16 protein-coding genes are annotated in these 17,604 nt (G+C 60.9%); 9 read left to right on the top strand and 7 right to left on the bottom strand.

The features are described 5' to 3' along the window. Position 1: 1 nt before the first annotated feature. A complete protein-coding gene (locus BFQ01_RS03115) occupies positions 2-577 on the top strand; it encodes an RNA polymerase sigma factor (protein ID WP_370671243.1) in 576 nt (191 codons plus the stop codon). After that, positions 574-1,551 (top strand): FecR family protein, encoded by a 978-nt coding sequence (locus BFQ01_RS03110; RefSeq protein WP_065924186.1) that lies wholly within the window; start codon positions 574-576, stop codon positions 1,549-1,551. The genes BFQ01_RS03115 and BFQ01_RS03110 overlap by 4 nt, the downstream gene beginning before the upstream one ends. Here BFQ01_RS03110 and BFQ01_RS03105 read toward each other — a convergent pair whose 3' ends face one another. Next, complete coding sequence (locus tag BFQ01_RS03105) at positions 1,552-1,902, bottom strand: glutaredoxin family protein (RefSeq protein WP_065924185.1); 351 nt, start codon at positions 1,900-1,902, stop codon at positions 1,552-1,554. Then, positions 1,902-2,906 carry a nucleoid-associated protein YejK gene (gene yejK / locus BFQ01_RS03100; RefSeq protein WP_012722392.1) on the bottom strand — a complete coding sequence of 335 codons (1,005 nt, stop codon included), beginning with the start codon at positions 2,904-2,906 and terminating at the stop codon, positions 1,902-1,904. The genes BFQ01_RS03105 and yejK overlap by 1 nt, the downstream gene beginning before the upstream one ends. A 396-nt stretch (positions 2,907-3,302) precedes the next feature. Here yejK and BFQ01_RS03095 point away from each other — a divergent pair, with 396 nt between their 5' ends. Then, positions 3,303-3,584: an HU family DNA-binding protein gene (locus BFQ01_RS03095; RefSeq protein WP_003188840.1), complete on the top strand. Its 282-nt coding sequence runs from the start codon at positions 3,303-3,305 to the stop codon at positions 3,582-3,584. A gap of 67 nt (positions 3,585-3,651) precedes the next feature. Here the strand turns inward: BFQ01_RS03095 and rlmF are convergent, their stop codons facing one another. From rlmF to BFQ01_RS03070, 5 genes are all read right to left on the bottom strand, one after another. Further along, on the bottom strand, positions 3,652-4,668 hold the full coding sequence (rlmF, locus tag BFQ01_RS03090) for a 23S rRNA (adenine(1618)-N(6))-methyltransferase RlmF (protein ID WP_027604671.1): 1,017 nt from the start codon (positions 4,666-4,668) through the stop codon (positions 3,652-3,654). A gap of 148 nt (positions 4,669-4,816) precedes the next feature. Beyond that, the gene (locus BFQ01_RS03085; RefSeq protein WP_065924184.1) at positions 4,817-7,663 is read right to left on the bottom strand and encodes a valine--tRNA ligase; all 2,847 of its coding nucleotides are present in this window, start codon (positions 7,661-7,663) and stop codon (positions 4,817-4,819) included. A gap of 149 nt (positions 7,664-7,812) precedes the next feature. After that, entirely contained in the window at positions 7,813-8,205 is a 393-nt protein-coding gene (locus BFQ01_RS03080; RefSeq protein WP_065924183.1) for a DNA polymerase III subunit chi, read from the bottom strand. A gap of 7 nt (positions 8,206-8,212) precedes the next feature. Continuing rightward, positions 8,213-8,641, bottom strand: a complete 429-nt coding sequence (locus tag BFQ01_RS03075; protein ID WP_027604668.1) for a DNA polymerase III subunit chi — start codon at positions 8,639-8,641, stop codon at positions 8,213-8,215. Positions 8,642-8,808: 167 nt separating this feature from the next. Further along, positions 8,809-10,299 carry a leucyl aminopeptidase gene (locus BFQ01_RS03070; RefSeq protein WP_065924182.1) on the bottom strand — a complete coding sequence of 497 codons (1,491 nt, stop codon included), beginning with the start codon at positions 10,297-10,299 and terminating at the stop codon, positions 8,809-8,811. Positions 10,300-10,573: 274 nt separating this feature from the next. Between BFQ01_RS03070 and lptF the strand changes: the two genes are divergently transcribed. The 6 genes from lptF to era all read left to right on the top strand — a co-directional run bounded on the left by lptF (position 10,574) and on the right by era (position 17,307). Beyond that, positions 10,574-11,692 carry an LPS export ABC transporter permease LptF gene (gene lptF / locus BFQ01_RS03065; protein ID WP_065924181.1) on the top strand — a complete coding sequence of 373 codons (1,119 nt, stop codon included), beginning with the start codon at positions 10,574-10,576 and terminating at the stop codon, positions 11,690-11,692. Beyond that, a complete protein-coding gene (lptG, locus tag BFQ01_RS03060; protein ID WP_065924180.1) occupies positions 11,685-12,764 on the top strand; it encodes an LPS export ABC transporter permease LptG in 1,080 nt (359 codons plus the stop codon). The genes lptF and lptG overlap by 8 nt, the downstream gene beginning before the upstream one ends. Before the next feature lie 151 nt (positions 12,765-12,915). Beyond that, positions 12,916-14,715: a translation elongation factor 4 gene (lepA, locus tag BFQ01_RS03055; protein ID WP_027604664.1), complete on the top strand. Its 1,800-nt coding sequence runs from the start codon at positions 12,916-12,918 to the stop codon at positions 14,713-14,715. Positions 14,716-14,720: 5 nt separating this feature from the next. Beyond that, entirely contained in the window at positions 14,721-15,575 is an 855-nt protein-coding gene (lepB, locus tag BFQ01_RS03050; RefSeq protein WP_065924179.1) for a signal peptidase I, read from the top strand. A gap of 147 nt (positions 15,576-15,722) precedes the next feature. Next, on the top strand, positions 15,723-16,412 hold the full coding sequence (gene rnc / locus BFQ01_RS03045) for a ribonuclease III (RefSeq protein ID WP_027604662.1): 690 nt from the start codon (positions 15,723-15,725) through the stop codon (positions 16,410-16,412). Next, positions 16,405-17,307: a GTPase Era gene (era, locus tag BFQ01_RS03040; RefSeq protein ID WP_027604661.1), complete on the top strand. Its 903-nt coding sequence runs from the start codon at positions 16,405-16,407 to the stop codon at positions 17,305-17,307. The genes rnc and era overlap by 8 nt, the downstream gene beginning before the upstream one ends. Positions 17,308-17,604 lie beyond the last annotated feature (297 nt).

The raw sequence follows: 17,604 nt of genomic DNA, 5'->3' as shown, positions 1-17,604 counted from the left end.
GATGATCGGCACCCCACCCGATTCCCAGGACAGCCCCCAGGCTGACGCGGCGGGTGGGCGCGCGCATTTCCTGCAGGTGTTCTTGTCCCAGCGTTCGCAGATGGAAGCGTTGGTGAGCCGCCGTGTCGGGTGCCGCGCCACGGCGGCCGACCTGGTGCAGGACCTGTTCCTGCGGTTTTGGCGTCGGCCATTGGTGCAGGTCGAAGAACTCAGCACCTACCTGTTGCGCTGCGCCGGCAATATCGCCATCGACCACCTGCGCAGCGAAGGCGCGCGGGTGCGCAGCAGTGAAGGCTGGCTGCCGGAACAGCAGGATAACCAGGGCTCCGAACCCCAGGCGGCGCTCGAGGCGGGCAACGACCTGCGGCATGTCGAAGCCGCCCTGCGCAGCCTGCCGGAGCGCACCCGGCAGATCTTCCTGCTCAACCGCATTCACGGGCGCAAGTACGCGCAAATCGCCAAGGCCATGGGCCTGTCCCAAAGCGCCGTGGAAAAACATATGATGCGTGCCCTCGAAGCCTGCAAAGCCAGCCTTCGCGAACCATCGCCATCGCGCACGCCAGGGAAAGCACCGTGAATCCGACCCCCACACCTGACCAGGAACAAGCCGCACTGGCCTGGCTGAGCCTGTTGCACGACCAGCCCAGCAGTGGCGACCAGGCCACGTTCAGCCGCTGGCTAAGGGCAGATTCTGCGCACGTCGAAGCCTATGCCCAGGCCCAGGTGCTCTGGGAGTTGAGCGAAGTGCCGGCACGCCAACTGGCGGATGAAGACGCGCTGGCATTGCAGGGTTACCTCAATGCGATGAACACCCCGACGCGCTCGCGGGTGGTGCGCTGGTCCGGCGCATTAGCCATGGCGGCGTGCCTGGTGTTGATGGTGTCCATGGGCGCCGGTTGGCAGCCTTCGCGGTGGATCGATGACTTCGGCGCCGATTACGTGAGCGCACCGGGAGAAGTGAAGACCGTCACCCTGGCCGATCAATCCCGGGTCACGCTGGATGCGGACAGCGCCATTGCCGTGGACTTCAGCGACGGTGAGCGGCATATCCAATTGCGTCGCGGTGCAGGTTTTTTCAGCGTCACCCACACCGGCGAGTCCTTTGTGGTCGAGGCGGGCGGCGGCGAAGCGCGGGTGCTGGGGACGCAGTTCGAAGTGCGCCTGCAACCGGCGGGGGCCGAGGTGACGGTGTTGTCGGGACGGGTGGGCGTGACCGCGTCGAAACAGGGCCCGCAGCAAATTCTGACGGCGGGCCAGCAAGTGGCCTACGCCGATGGCAGCGCCGATCCCTTGCACGCGGTCGACAGCGAATCCCGCCTGGCCTGGCGGGATGGCTGGCTCAACTACTACAAGGCGCCGCTGGCGGAGGTGGTCAAGGACTTGGGGCGTTACTACCCTGGCCGCATCCTGCTGCTCAACGAAGAGATGGGTGCCAAGCGCGTCAGCGGCAGCTTCCCGAGCAAAGACCCGCAGGCGGTACTCAACGCCTTGCAAGCGGTATTGGGGTTCGAGCAGCACAGCCTGTTGGGGCGGGTAATCGTGGTGCGCTGATTATTTCAGCGCGGCCATGATCGCGTCAGGGTTGTAGTCGCGAATCAGCGTCCCGTTAACGTCCACAAACGGAATCCCGCCACCACCCAGCGCCTCATACGCCTTGCGCGCCTGGGCGTCCTTCTCGATATCGACGGCCTGGTACGGAATGCCCTTCTGGTCCAGGAAGCGGCGGATCTGCTTGCAGTAGCCGCACCACTCGGTGGCATACAGCACCACCCGCGCCGAGGCTCGCGTCTGCTCCGGGACCACCTGGGAGGGGTTGAACAGCCGCTCGATCTTGCCCCAGTTCTGGATAACCACCACCACCAGCAACACCAGCAGGACTTTCTTGAGGACCCCGCCGAGCATCAGTTGCGGCGCTTGAGCTGGTCGGTCAGTTGGGTCGGCAGGCCCTTGATGATCAAGGTGCCGGCGGCCTCGTCGTACTCGATCTTGTCGCCCAGCAAGTGTGCTTCAAAGCTGATGGACAAGCCCTCGGCGCGCCCGGTGAAGCGGCGGAACTGGTTGAGGGTGCGTTTATCCGCCGGGATTTCCGGCGACAGGCCGTAGTCCTTGTTGCGGATATGGTCGTAGAACGCCTTGGGCCGATCTTCATCGATCAAGCCCGACAGCTCTTCAAGGCCCATGGGCTCGCCGAGCTTGGCCTGGCTGCTGGCGTAATCGACCAGAGTCTTGGTTTTTTCGCGGGCGGATTCGTCCGGCAGGTCTTCGCTTTCGACGAAGTCGCTGAAGGCCTTGAGCAGGGTGCGCGTCTCGCCCGGGCCATCGACGCCTTCCTGGCAGCCGATGAAGTCGCGGAAGTATTCCGAGACCTTCTTGCCGTTCTTGCCTTTGATAAACGAGATGTACTGCTTGGACTGCTTGTTGTTCTGCCACTCGGACACGTTGATACGCGCTGCCAGGTGCAACTGGCCCAGGTCCAGATGGCGCGACGGGGTGACGTCCAGCTCGTCGGTTACCGCCACGCCTTCGCTGTGGTGCAGCAGGGCGATGGCGAGGTAGTCGGTCATGCCTTGCTGGTAGTGGGCAAACAGCACGTGGCCGCCGGTGGAGAGGTTGGACTCTTCCATCAGTTTTTGCAGATGTTCGACGGCGGTGCGGCTGAACGTGGTGAAATCCTGGCCACCCTCGAAATATTCCTTCAACCAGCCGCTGAACGGGTGCGCGCCGGATTCGGCATGGAAGAAACCCCAGGCCTTGCCTTGTTTGGCGTTGTAGCTCTCGTTGAGATCGGCAAGCATGTTCTCGATGGCGGCCGACTCGGCAAGCTCGGAGTCGCGGGCGTGGAGAACTGCAGGTGTGCCGTCGGGTTTTTTGTCTATCAGGTGGACGATGCAATGACGGATCGGCATGGGCTTCTCGGCTGGTTGAAGGGGAGCGGTCGGCCTCCCCGAAAAGTCGCCCAGTGTACCGCACCCATTGGTCAAGACACGCGTCGAAGGGCATTTTGGGTGCTCTCGGACGAGGCATATGCCTTTTTTTCACGGTTTAGAGCGATAAAGCTGACCAAATGGGTAGGTAGAGGCGGATATTTCCCCGTCTCTGTGCTAGTTTTGCCCCGTCTTACGCCAAGTCTCGGCGATAAGCGTGCATTCAGCATCTGTCAGGTCGAACCAATCCCCGTTTCAAGCATCTATAACCCCGATCTCCGTGGTTATAGCCGGGGGTGCCAGGCCATGACGGTCGGGCTCGACGGCTGACACTGCACTCTGCAATCCATATGAATTTGATAGGGAAGGAACACCACAATGGCTATTACTAAAGACCAACTGATCGCTGACCTGGCTGAAGCAGTAGACGCACCGAAAACCACCGTGCGCGCTCTGCTGGACCAACTGAGCCAAGTTGTTGCTGACCAGCTGGAAAACGGCGGCGAAATCACTCTGCCAGGCGTTGGCAAACTGAAAGTGACCGAGCGTCCTGCCCGTACTGGCCGTAACCCTTCGACTGGCGCTGCCATCGAAATCGCTGCCAAGAAAGTTATCAAGCTGGTTGTGGCCAAAGGCCTGACCGACGCTGTTAACAAGTAAGACGCAGCAAAAAAAACCGTGCTCCGGAGCGATCCGGGCACGGTTTTTTGTTGCCTGGGATTTGTCTCTATCGCACCCAGCGCTGGCGCCAGATCTGCTGTTCGTTCTTGGTCTGGAAGGTCCAGGCCACGAAACGGCTCTGCTTCTGACCCTGGGACATTTCCACCACCTGGCTTTCCAGCACGCCGGCTTTTTTCAGGGCGGTCTCGATCGCGGGCAAGTTTGACGCTTTTGACACCAGGGTGCTGAACCACAACACCTTGTGGGCAAAGTGCGCACTCTCGGCGATCAATTGCGTCACGAAGCGCGCTTCACCGCCTTCACACCACAACTCGGCCGATTGGCCTCCGAAGTTGAGCACCGGCAATTTGCGCTTGGGATCGGCCCGGCCCAGGGCGCGCCACTTGCGCTCGCTGCCCTTGGTGGCTTCGTCCATGGACGCATGGAACGGTGGGTTGCACATGGTCAGGTCAAAACGCTCACCCGGCTCCAGCAGGCCCAGCAGGATGTGCTTGGGGTTTTCCTGCTGGCGCAACTGGATGACCTTGCTCAGGTCGTTGGACTGCACGATGGCCTTGGCGGCGGCCACGGCGATAGGGTCGACCTCCGAGCCGAGGAAGTTCCAGCGGTACTCCATATAGCCAATCAGCGGGTAGACGCAGTTGGCGCCCATGCCGATGTCCAGCACCTTGACGATTGAACCGCGCGGGATCTTGCCCTCGTTGACACTGGCCAGCAGGTCGGCGAGGAAGTGCACGTAGTCGGCACGTCCCGGTACCGGCGGGCACAGGTAATCCGCCGGGATGTCCCAATGCTGGATGCCATAGAAGGCCTTGAGCAACGCCCGGTTGAACACCCGCACCGCGTCCGGGCTGGCGAAGTCGATGCTCTCTTTGCCATAGGGGTTGATGATCACGAATTGCGCCAGTTCCGGCGTGGTCTTGATCAACGCCTGGAAGTCGTAACGGCCTGTGTGGCGGTTGCGTGGGTGCAGGGTAGCCTCTTTGCGCGGCGCGACGGGTTTGGCCGTGGCTGCGGTCTTAGGCTTCTTGCGTGGAGGTTTGGGCGTAGTGGGGGCGGTCATGATGATTCTGGTGTTGGCTCAAAGTGGCGGCCATTGTCACACATTCCCGAGGATAACTCGGTCAAATGTGGGAGCAAGCCCCCTCCCACATTGACCGCAAGCACAAAAAAAGAGACCCGAAGGTCTCTTTTTTCACACGGATTGCCCCTTAGAGGCTGGAAATCCGCGCATGTTGCTCCGCCAGCTTGCCCAAAGCCTGTTCGGCCTCGGCCAGCTTGGCGCGTTCCTTATCGATCACTTCAGCCGGTGCCTTGTCGACGAATGCCGCGTTGGACAGCTTGCCGCCCACCCGCGCCACTTCACCTTGCAGGCGCAGGATTTCCTTGTCGAGACGGGCCAGTTCCGCGCCCTTGTCGATCAAGCCGGCCATCGGCACCAGCACTTCCATCTCGCCGACCAGCGCGGTCGCTGACAGTGGCGCTTCGGCGCCATCCGCCAATACGGTGATCGATTCCAGCTTCGCCAGCTTCTTGAGCAGCGCATCGTTCTCGGTGAGACGACGCTGGTCTTCGGCGCTGGCGTTCTTCACGAATACCGCCAGTGGCTTGCCCGGGCCGATGTTCATTTCGGCGCGGATGTTGCGCGTGCCGAGCATCAGGGTCTTGAGCCATTCGATGTCGCTTTCGGCCGCCTCATCGATACGTGCTTCGTTGGCCACCGGCCAAGGTTGCAGCATGATGGTCTTGCCGTCTTTGCCGGCCAGCGGCGCGAGGCGCTGCCAGATTTCTTCGGTGATGAACGGCATGAACGGATGCGCCAGGCGCAGGGCGACTTCGAGCACGCGTACCAGGGTGTGACGGGTGCCGCGCTGACGTTCGATCGGCGCGTTTTCGTCCCACAGCACGGGCTTGGACAGTTCCAGGTACCAGTCGCAATACTGGTTCCAGATAAACTCGTACAAGGCCTGTGCGGCCAGGTCGAAACGGAACTGGTCGAGTTGACGGGTCACTTCGGCCTCGGTGCGCTGCAGCTGCGAGATGATCCAGCGGTCGGCCAGGCTAAGTTCGATGGCCTCGCCGTTCTGGCCGCAGTCTTCGCCTTTGTCCAGCACGTAGCGCGCGGCGTTCCAGATCTTGTTGCAGAAGTTGCGATAGCCTTCGACGCGGCCCATGTCGAACTTGATGTCGCGCCCGGTGGACGCCAGCGAGCAGAAGGTGAAGCGCAGCGCATCGGTGCCGTAGCTGGCAATGCCGTCGGCGAATTCGTCGCGGGTCTGCTTCTCGATCTTCTTCGCCAGTTTCGGCTGCATCAGCCCCGAGGTGCGTTTCTGCACCAGGGTTTCCAGGTCGATGCCGTCGATGATGTCCAGCGGGTCGAGGACGTTGCCCTTGGACTTGGACATCTTCTGGCCCTGGCCATCCCGCACCAGGCCGTGCACGTACACGGTCTTGAACGGTACCTGCGGCGTGCCGTCCTCGTTCTTCACCAAGTGCATGGTGAGCATGATCATCCGGGCAACCCAGAAGAAAATGATGTCGAAGCCGGTGACCAGCACGTCGGTGGAGTGGAATTTCTTCAGGAATTCGGTCTGCTGCGGCCAGCCCAGGGTGGAGAACGTCCACAGGCCCGAGCTGAACCAGGTGTCGAGTACGTCGTTGTCCTGTTGCAACGCCACGTCCGGGCCGAGATTGTGCTTGGCACGTACTTCGGCTTCGTCGCGGCCCACGTAGACCTTGCCCGACTCGTCGTACCAGGCCGGAATACGGTGGCCCCACCACAGCTGGCGGCTGATGCACCAATCCTGGATGTCGCGCATCCACGAGAAGTACATGTTTTCGTACTGCTTGGGCACGAACTGGATACGGCCGTCTTCCACGGCAGCAATCGCCGGCTCGGCCAGTGGCTTGGTGGACACGTACCACTGGTCGGTCAGCCACGGTTCGATCACGGTGCCGGAGCGGTCGCCCTTCGGCACTTTCAGGGCGTGGTCGTCGACGCTGACCAGCAGGCCTGCAGCGTCGAAGGCAGCAACGATCTGCTTGCGCGCTTCGAAACGGTCAAGGCCGGCGTATTCGGCCGGGATCTTGCCGTCGATGCTGCCGTTCAGCGTACCGTCCAGGTTGAACACCTGGCAGGCCGGCAGCACGGCGGCATTCTTGTCGAAGATATTCAACAACGGCAGGTTGTGGCGCTTGCCGACTTCGTAGTCGTTGAAATCGTGGGCCGGGGTGATTTTCACGCAGCCGGTGCCGAATTCAGGGTCGCAGTAATCGTCGGCGATGATCGGGATGCGGCGGCCTACCAGCGGCAACTCGACGAACTTGCCGATCAGTGCCTGGTAGCGCTCGTCGTTCGGGTTGACCGCGACGGCGGCGTCGCCAAGCATGGTTTCCGGACGGGTGGTGGCGACGATCAGGTAATCGTTGCCCTCAGCGGTCCTGGCGCCGTCGGCCAGCGGGTACTTGAGGTTCCACAGGAAACCTTTCTCGTCGTGGTTTTCCACTTCAAGGTCGGAAATCGCCGTGTGCAACTTGGTGTCCCAGTTGACCAGGCGCTTGCCGCGGTAGATCAGGCCGTCTTCATGCAAGCGCACGAAGGCTTCTTTCACCGATTCCGACAGGCCGTCATCCATGGTGAAGCGCTCGCGGCTCCAATCCACGGACGAGCCGAGGCGACGGATCTGACGGCTGATGTTGCCGCCGGACTGGTCTTTCCATTCCCAGATTTTTTCCAGGAATTTCTCGCGACCCAGATCGTGACGGTTCTGGCCAGTGGCTTCGAGTTGGCGCTCCACCAGCATCTGGGTGGCGATACCGGCGTGGTCGGTACCCGGCTGCCACAGGGTGTTGCGGCCCTGCATGCGGCGGAAACGGATCAACGCATCCATGATCGCATTGTTGAAGCCATGGCCCATGTGCAGGCTGCCAGTGACGTTCGGTGGCGGAATCATGATGGTGTAGGACTCGCCCGCGCCTTGCGGAGCGAAATAGTTCTCGGACTCCCAGGTGTTGTACCAGGAAGTTTCAATAGCGTGCGGCTGGTAGGTCTTATCCATGCGCGGCGGGACCCTAGTTGGCATATATTCAGGAAAGCCGGCAAGTATAACGGGGGATAGGGCGCAGGGCGAGGCGAAGGCGGGCTTAAGGTGCAGGCAATCAAATGTGGGAGGAGTTTGCCACCTCCCACAGGGGATCTATGGACGGTTTAAGACTGGTACTGGCTGAGCAGCCGCTCCATCCGCGCATCCATCCGGCGCTTGATCTCGGTTTCGATATGGGGGGCAAAGTCGTCGATCACGTCTTGCATGATCAATTGCGCAGCGGCACGCAGTTCGTTGTCCAGGTGCAGCAGCAGGGCGTCGGGGCCCTTTTCAGCCGCAGCAGGGGCAGCGTCCACCACAACGGGGGCTTCGACAACCGGTTCCGGGGCGACCTGCTTGCCGCCGACCATGTCGAACAACAGCGGAATCTGTACCTCGCCATCGGCCTGTTCGGTCAATAGCGGCGGTTGCAAGTCATCATCACCCAGCAACTGACGGATCGACTCGAGGTCGTCCAGCAGGTGGTCATCTTTTTTTGTCGGGTTGGGAGTGTCCATCATGTACTCAAAGTCGTTGTAGCCGGTGATCTTGCAAAGGATAGCCCTGTTCGCGGTAGAAACGGAAACTCTCCCGCGCGGCCTGACGAATAGCCGGATCTTCCACCACCACTTCCGCCACACGGGCGAAGGCCTTGGCAAAAGGCGGTACTTTCAGGTCCAGGTTGACCAGCAGGTCCTGGTGATTGCCGCAACTGTCCCCCAAACCCAGGACAACCTGGCCTTCGGGTTCTGATTCTGCGGGGCCGTGGGGCACGAAGCTTTCGCCCTTGAAACGCCACAGGCGGGCGTCGAGCTCGTCGCGTTGGGCGGCATCGCTGCAATGCAGGTAGATGCGGTGGCCCATGCGCCAGGCTTTTTCGGTGAGCTTGCAGGCGAAGTCCAGGCGCGCGAGCGGATCGGCGCTGGGCAATATATAGAAGTCGACTTGGGTCATTGCGGTTCCTGGGCTGCCGCGCCTGCCGCCGTCATAATGTAGGAGCGAGCTTGCTCGCGAAGAACCTGAGAACAATGCGTTCATCCAAGATGAACGCGTTATCGTTGACGCTCTTCGCGAGCAAGCTCGCTCCTACAGTTGACCGCGGCAGGCAGCTGGGCAGGTGTTTAGGCTTTGGCGCGGTCCAGCAGGTATTGGGTCAGCAATGGCACCGGACGGCCGGTGGCGCCCTTGTCCTTGCCGCCGCTGGTCCAGGCCGTGCCGGCGATGTCCAGGTGCGCCCAGTTGAAGTTCTTGGCGAAGCGCGACAGGAAACACGCAGCCGTGATGGTGCCGGCTTTCGGGCCGCCGATGTTGGCGATGTCGGCGAACGGGCTGTCCAGCTGTTCCTGGTACTCATCGAACAGCGGCAGTTGCCAGGCGCGGTCGTCGGCGGCCTTGCCGGCGCTGAGCAGTTGCTCGATCAACTCGTCGTTATTGCCCAGCAGGCCCGAGGTGTGGGAACCCAGGGCAACGATGCAGGCGCCGGTCAGGGTGGCGATGTCGATCACGGCCTGTGGCTTGAAGCGCTCGGCGTAGGTCAGGGCATCGCACAGCACCAGGCGGCCTTCGGCGTCGGTGTTGAGGATTTCCACGGTCTGGCCGCTGAGGGTGGTGACGATGTCGCCCGGACGGGCCGCGCCGCCGCTCGGCATGTTTTCGGCGCAGGCCAGAATGCACACCAGGTTGATCGGCAGCTTCAGTTCCAGCACGGCGCGCAGGGTACCGAACACGCTGGCGGCGCCGCCCATGTCGTACTTCATCTCGTCCATGCCCAGGCCCGGCTTGAGGCTGATACCGCCGGTGTCGAAGGTGATGCCTTTACCCACCAGGGCGTAAGGCTTCTCGGACTTCTTGCCGCCGTTGTATTGCATCACGATCAGGCGTGGCGGTTGGTCGCTGCCCTGGCCCACGGCATAGAACGAGCCCATGCCCAGTTCCTTGATCTTCTTCTCATCCAGGACTTCGACTTTCAGGCCCTTGAACTCTTTACCCAATGCCTTGGCCTGTTCGCCCAGGTAGGTCGGGTGGCAGATGTTCGGCGGCAGGTTGCCCAGGTCGCGGGTGAACGACATGCCATTGGCGATGGCCTGGGCGTGAGTCACGGCGCGCTCGACTTCAGCCTGGGCGGCCTTGATGGTCAGCAGGGTGATTTTCTTCAGGGCGCGGGGTTCGGTTTTCTGGCTCTTGAACTGATCAAAAATGTAGCCGCCGTCCACCAGGGTTTCGGCCAGCAGGCGGGTCTTGCCGTAGCTGTCACGGCCTTTTACGACGATTTCATCGAGTGCCAGTGCCGCATCGCTGCCGCCCAGGCCCTTGAGGGTGTTGAGGATGCCGCTGATGATCTTGCGGAACGGACGGTCGCCCAGTTCAGCGTCCTTGCCCACGCCCACCAGCAATACGCGGTCGGCTTTCAGGTTAGGCAGGCTTTGCAGCAGCAGGCTCTGGCCGACTTTGCCGGCCAGGTCGCCGCGCTTGAGAACCGCGCTGATCGCGCCGCCGCTGAGTTCGTCGAGCTGCCTGGCGGCTACGCCGAGCTTGCGGCCTTCGCCGATGGCGACCACGAGGGTGGCGGTTTTCAACGTTTCGGGGCTAACGCTTTTTACAACCAATTCCATTTTCGGGTCCCTTATATAAGGTCTGAGAGCCTGGCGTCTGTACGCAGGCTTTAAAGCGTGGCGGCTGTGTAAACCACCAGCGACAAAGGCCGCAGTTTGAACCTCGCCGACGGAGCCTGACAACCCTTTGTGCCTGCGCATGAGGTTGCGCAGTGACAGGCGCGGTCAATCACAGGATAATGCGCCATCTTTTTAGCCGGCCCGGTGCAAACGGGCTGACTCGGTATGCTTGCTTGTTTGGCCGCCTTAGCCTGACAACCCTGGAGTGTCTGGTTTGATCGTCTTCCGTTATCTGTCCCGCGAAGTCCTGTTGACCCTGAGTGCCGTGAGTGCGGTCCTGCTGGTCATCATCATGAGTGGTCGTTTCGTCAAATACCTGGCCCAGGCTGCCTCCGGCGCCCTGGACCCAGGCTCGCTGTTCCTGATCATGGGCTTTCGCCTGCCGGGATTCTTGCAACTGATCCTGCCGCTGGGCCTGTTCCTCGGCATCCTGCTGGCCTACGGCCGCTTGTACCTTGAAAGTGAAATGACCGTGCTCTCGGCCACCGGCATGAGCCAGCAGCGCCTGCTGGGCATGACCATGATTCCGGCGGCCGGCGTTGCGCTGATCGTGGCCTGGTTGAGCCTGAGCCTGGCTCCCCAGGGCGCGATGCAGTTCCAGTTGGTGCTGAACAAACAGGACGCGATGACCGAGTTCGACACCCTCGAGCCGGGCCGTTTCCAGGCACTCAATGATGGCTCGCGGGTGACTTACACGGAAACCTTGACCGACGACCGCGCCAACCTGGGCGGTGTGTTCATCTCCGAGAAACGGTTTGGCCAGGACAAGAAAGACCGGGGCATTTCCGTACTGGTGGCCGATTCGGGCCGCCAGGAAGTGCGTCCTGACGGCAGCCGCTACCTGATCCTGGAAAATGGCTATCGCTACGATGGCAGTCCAGGCATGGCCGACTATCGCGCGATCAAGTACGACACCTATGGCGTGATGCTGGCCCGCCCGGATATCAGCGACGAAGTCACCGACCGCGACGCCATCCCCACGGCGGACCTGCTCGGCAGCAAGGAACTGCGCTCCATCGCCGAGCTGCAATGGCGGATTTCCCTGCCGCTGCTGGTGTTTATCGTGACCCTGATGGCCGTGCCGCTGTCGCGTGTCAACCCGCGCCAGGGCCGTTTCCTCAAGCTGTTGCCGGCGATCCTGCTGTACATGGCTTACCTCACCATCCTGATTTCCGCCCGTGGCTCCCTGGAGAAAGGCAAGCTGTCGCCGGTCCTGGGCCTGTGGTGGGTGCACGGCATGTTCCTGTTGATCGGCCTGGGGCTGCTGTATTGGGAGCCTATTCGTTTGAAAATGATGAGCCGTCGTGGCCAGAAGGAGTTGGCTCGTGGCTAAGCTCGATCGCTACATTGGTAGCAGCGTCCTGATCGCCATCCTGGCGGTACTGGGCATTATCCTGGGCCTGGCCTCGTTGTTCGCCTTCATCGATGAAGTCGGCAACGTCAGCGACACCTATACCGTATGGGACGTGCTCGGCTACGTGGCACTCACCGCGCCGCGTCGTCTCTACGACATGATGCCGATGGCCGCGCTGATCGGTTGCCTGATCGGCCTGGGCAGCCTGGCCAGCAACAGCGAACTGACCATCATGCGCGCCGCCGGTGTGTCCATCGGGCGTATCGTCTGGGCGGTCATGAAGCCTATGTTGCTGCTGATGCTGTGCAGCGTGCTGATCGGTGAGTACGTAGCGCCGCCGGCCGAAACCACCGCCCAGGCCAATCGAGCCCTGGCCCAGGGCTCGGGCGATGCACAAAGCGCCAAGCATGGCCTGTGGCACCGCCAGGGTGATGAGTTCATCCACATCAACGCCGTGCAACCGGGCGGGCTGTTGATCGGTGTGACGCGCTATACGTTCGACAAGGAACGTCACATGCTGTCGTCCAGTTTCGCCAAACGCGCGCAGTACGGCGACGAAAAATGGCAACTGACCGACGTCACCACGACTTACTTCCGCAATGTCGGCCAAGGCACCAAGGCCAGCACCGAAGTGATCAATGTGCCGAGTGAAGAGTGGGATATCGCCCTCAAGCCGGAACTGCTCAATACGGTGGTGATGATCCCCGAAAGCCTGCCGATCTCCGGGTTGTGGGGCTATATCCACTACCTGAAGGATCAAGGCTTGAATAACGGTCGTTACTGGCTGGCATTTTGGGTCAAGGTGTTGCAGCCGGTGGTGACCGCCGCACTGGTGCTGATGGCGATCTCGTTCATCTTCGGTCCGTTGCGCTCCGTGACCCTCGGCCAGCGGGTATTCACTGGCGTGCTGGTCGGTTTCACCTTCCGCATCGCCCAGGATCTGCTCGGCCCGTCGAGCCTGGTGTTCGGGTTCTCGCCGCTGTTTGCAGTGCTGGTGCCGACGGCCATCTGCGCCCTGGCCGGGTTCTGGCTGCTGCGCCGGGCCGGCTGATACCGCACCGTTGGATAAAAAATGCCCCGCTCGGATGAGTGGGGCATTTTTGTTCTGGTCAGCAAAGATGACGCCCGGCCTGAGCATCAGGTACAATTCCCGGCTATTTTTCAGCGGGCAATCTGCCTGCAGCCTTTTTGAGTGTTGATCCGTGAGTGATTTGAGTCATATCCGCAATTTCTCCATCATCGCCCACATTGACCATGGTAAGTCGACGCTGGCCGATCGATTCATCCAGATGTGCGGCGGCCTTGCCGAGCGTGAAATGGAAGCCCAGGTGCTGGACTCCATGGACCTCGAACGCGAGCGCGGGATCACCATCAAGGCCCACAGCGTTACCCTGTACTACACCGCCAAAGACGGTATCAAGTACCAGTTGAACTTCATTGACACCCCGGGCCACGTGGACTTCACCTATGAAGTCAGCCGCTCCCTGGCGGCCTGCGAAGGTGCGCTGCTGGTGGTGGACGCGGGACAGGGTGTTGAAGCCCAGTCCGTGGCCAACTGCTACACCGCCATCGAGCAAGGCCTGGAAGTCATGCCGGTGCTGAACAAGATCGACCTGCCACAGGCCGATCCGGACCGCGTAAAAGAAGAAATCGAAAAAATCATCGGCATTGACGCCACCGACGCCGTCGAGTGCAGCGCCAAGACCGGCCTGGGCGTCGACGAAGTGCTCGAGCGCCTGGTCAAGACTATCCCGGCCCCCACCGGCAACTACGAAGATCCGCTGCAGGCGTTGATCATCGACTCCTGGTTCGACAACTACCTGGGGGTTGTCTCCCTGGTACGCGTGCGCCACGGCCGTGTGAAGAAGGGCGACAAGATCCTGGTCAAGTCCACCGGCAAGATCCACCTGGTGGACAGCGTCGGTGTATTCAACCCCAAGCACACCGCGACCACTGATCTGAAAGCCGGTGAAGTAGGTTTCATCATCGCCGGCATCAAGGACATTCATGGTGCGCCGGTGGGTGACACCCTGACCTTGAGCTCCACCCCTGACGTCGACGTGCTGCCGGGCTTCAAACGCATCCAGCCGCAGGTCTACGCCGGCCTGTTCCCGGTCAGCTCCGACGACTTCGAAGACTTCCGCGAAGCCCTGCAAAAGCTGACCCTCAACGACTCGTCGTTGCAGTACACCCCGGAAAGCTCCGACGCCCTGGGCTTCGGCTTCCGCTGCGGCTTCCTCGGCATGCTGCACATGGAAATCATCCAGGAGCGCCTTGAGCGCGAGTACGACCTGGACCTGATCACCACGGCGCCGACGGTTATTTTCGAGCTGCTGCTCAAAAACGGTGAAACGATTTACGTCGACAACCCGTCCAAGCTCCCAGACCTGTCTTCCATCGAAGACATGCGCGAGCCGATCGTGCGGGCCAATATCCTTGTGCCGCAGGAACACCTGGGCAACGTCATTACCCTGTGTATCGAAAAGCGTGGCGTGCAGCACGACATGCTGTTCCTCGGTACCCAGGTGCAAGTGACCTACGATTTGCCGATGAACGAAGTGGTCCTGGACTTCTTTGACCGTCTCAAATCCACCAGTCGCGGCTATGCTTCGCTGGATTACCATTTCGACCGTTACCAATCGGCTAATCTGGTGAAACTGGATGTGCTGATCAACGGCGACAAGGTCGATGCCCTGGCACTGATCGTGCACAAGGACAACGCGCACTACAAAGGTCGCCAGTTGACCGAGAAGATGAAAGAACTGATTCCGCGCCAGATGTTCGACGTCGCGATCCAGGCCGCCATTGGCGGGCAGATCATTGCGCGAACCTCCGTCAAGGCACTCAGAAAGAACGTACTGGCCAAATGCTACGGTGGCGACGTCAGCCGTAAGCGCAAGCTGCTTGAGAAGCAAAAGGCCGGTAAAAAACGCATGAAGCAAGTGGGCAACGTGGAAATTCCACAAGAAGCCTTCCTTGCGGTGCTCAGGTTGGATAGTTAGGTCCTATGTCGCTAAATTTCCCGCTGTTGCTGGTCATCGCCGTTGCCGTTTGCGGTCTCCTGGCGTTGCTCGATCTGGTGTTCTTCGCCCCGCGTCGGCGGGCGGCTATCGCGTCCTATCAGGGCAGCGTCAGCCAGCCCGATGGCATGGTGATCGAGAAGCTGAACAAAGAGCCCTTGCTGGTTGAATACGGCAAGTCGTTCTTCCCGGTGTTGTTCATCGTGCTGGTGCTGCGCTCGTTCCTGGTGGAACCGTTTCAGATCCCGTCGGGCTCGATGAAACCTACCCTGGACGTGGGCGATTTCATCCTGGTGAACAAGTTCTCCTACGGGATTCGCCTGCCGGTGATCGACAAGAAGGTCATCGAAGTCGGTGATCCGCAGCGCGGCGACGTGATGGTGTTCCGCTACCCGAGCGACCCGAACGTCAACTACATCAAGCGTGTGGTAGGCCTGCCGGGCGACGTGATTCGCTACACCAGCGACAAGCGCCTGTTCATCAACGGCGAGTCGGTGGCCGAGAAGCTGATCGGTTCCGAACCGAACAGCCTGGGCAGTGCCGAGCTGTACCAGGAAAAACTCGGTGTGGTAGAGCACGAAATCCGCAAGGAAATGAGCCGCTACCGTGCCATGCCTGATGGTGAGTGGAAAGTGCCGGCCGGGCACTACTTCATGATGGGCGACAACCGCGACAACTCCAATGACAGCCGTTACTGGGATGACCCCAGCATTCCCAAGGACCTGCTGGGCATGGTTCCCGACCAGAATATCGTCGGCAAGGCCTTTGCGGTCTGGATGAGCTGGCCGGAACCCAAGCTCAGCCACCTGCCGAACTTCTCGCGGGTCGGGCTGATCAAGTAATACAAGCGGCGCTGTGCACACAGCGCCGAATGCTTTTCTGGGGCCTGGACATTTCCCGTCCCCGTGCAATACCAACCAGGATTTGAATTTGAACACTGCGTCAATCGTCGATGGCCGCCGGTGCCACCACACAGATATGGGTAAACCGTGACCGTTTCTCTAAGTCGTCTCGAGCGCCAGCTCGGCTACACCTTCAAGGATCAGGAATTGATGGTCCTTGCCCTCACACACCGCAGCTTTGCAGGGCGTAACAACGAACGCCTGGAATTCCTCGGTGATGCCATCCTCAATTTCGTCGCCGGTGAAGCTCTGTTCGAGCGCTTTCCCCAAGCCCGTGAAGGCCAGCTGTCGCGTTTACGCGCACGCCTGGTAAAGGGCGAGACCCTGGCCGTACTGGCCCGTGGTTTTGGCCTGGGTGAGTACCTGCGCCTCGGCTCCGGTGAGTTGAAGAGCGGCGGGTTCCGCCGTGAGTCGATCCTGGCCGATGCGCTTGAGGCATTGATCGGCGCGATCTACCTCGATGCAGGCATGGAAGCGGCCAAGGAGCGCGTCACCGCGTGGCTGACCTCCGAGATCGAAAGCCTCACGCTGGTCGACACCAACAAGGATCCGAAGACCCGACTGCAGGAATTCCTGCAATCGCGCGGTTGCGACCTGCCACGCTACGAAGTGGTGGATATCCAGGGTGAGCCCCATTGCCGCGTGTTCTTCGTGGAATGTGAAATCACCTTACTGAATGAAAAAAGCCGAGGTCAGGGTGTGAGCCGTCGTATTGCCGAACAGGTAGCGGCCGCTGCAGCACTGATTGCCCTGGGCGTGGAGAATGGCCATGACTGATTCAACCGCAACACGCTGTGGCTATGTTGCCATCGTCGGCCGCCCGAACGTGGGCAAGTCCACGCTGCTGAACCATATCCTCGGCCAGAAGCTTGCAATCACCTCGCGCAAGCCGCAGACCACCCGCCACAACATGCTGGGCATCAAGACCGAAGGCAGCGTGCAAGCGGTCTACGTCGACACCCCGGGCATGCACAAGGGCGGCGAGAAAGCCCTTAACCGCTACATGAACAAGACGGCCTCGGCGGCGTTGAAAGACGTGGACGTGGTGATCTTCGTGGTCGACCGCACCAAGTGGACCGACGAAGACCAGATGGTCCTCGAGCGCGTGCAGTACGTCACTGGCCCTTTGATCGTCGCGTTGAACAAGACCGACCGCATCGAAGACAAAGCCGAGCTGATGCCGCACCTGAGCTGGCTGCAGGAGCAACTGCCGAACGCCCAGATCATGCCGATCTCGGCCCAGCACGGCCACAACCTCGAAGCCCTGGAGCGCGTGATCGCCGGCTACCTGCCGGAGAACGAGCACTTCTTCCCGGAAGACCAGATCACCGACCGCAGCAGCCGTTTCCTCGCCGCCGAACTGGTGCGTGAGAAAATCATGCGCCAGATGGGCGCCGAGCTGCCGTACCAGATCACCGTTGAAATCGAAGAGTTCAAGCAGCAGGGCAAGACCCTGCATATCCATGCGCTGATCCTCGTCGAACGTGACGGCCAGAAGAAAATCATCATCGGCGACAAGGGCGAGCGCATCAAACGCATCGGCACCGAAGCGCGCAAGGACATGGAATTGCTGTTCGATTCCAAGATCATGCTTAACCTGTGGGTGAAGGTTAAGGGTGGTTGGTCCGATGATGAGCGTGCGTTACGCTCCCTTGGCTACGGCGACCTGTAAGGACACCGCAGGGCAAAAAATGTGGGAGGGGGCTTGCCCCCGATAGCCATGGATATCTACACAATTTTCCGTGGTCTGTGGCGAGGGAGCTTGGGCCCGTGGCGGCCTTCGGGCCGACCGCTTTTTGGGGTTTGGGGGAGTACATATCCGTTGCTGCGGTCACGGCGACTTAGGGTTCCGCCCTTACGGCGGGTCACTTTTGGAAGAGCCCAAAAGTAACCAAAAGGCTCTCGCCCCACCACTCGGTACCTCGCCTAGGCTCGGTATGCCCGAACGCAGGCTTGAATCCGTGGGCCG

This window comes from Pseudomonas sp. 8 R 14, assembly GCF_900005955.1.
GTDB lineage: Bacteria > Pseudomonadota > Gammaproteobacteria > Pseudomonadales > Pseudomonadaceae > Aquipseudomonas > Aquipseudomonas marginalis.
The sequence above is the reverse complement of the archived record's forward strand: the minus strand, read 5'-3'. Positions and strand labels throughout refer to the sequence as shown.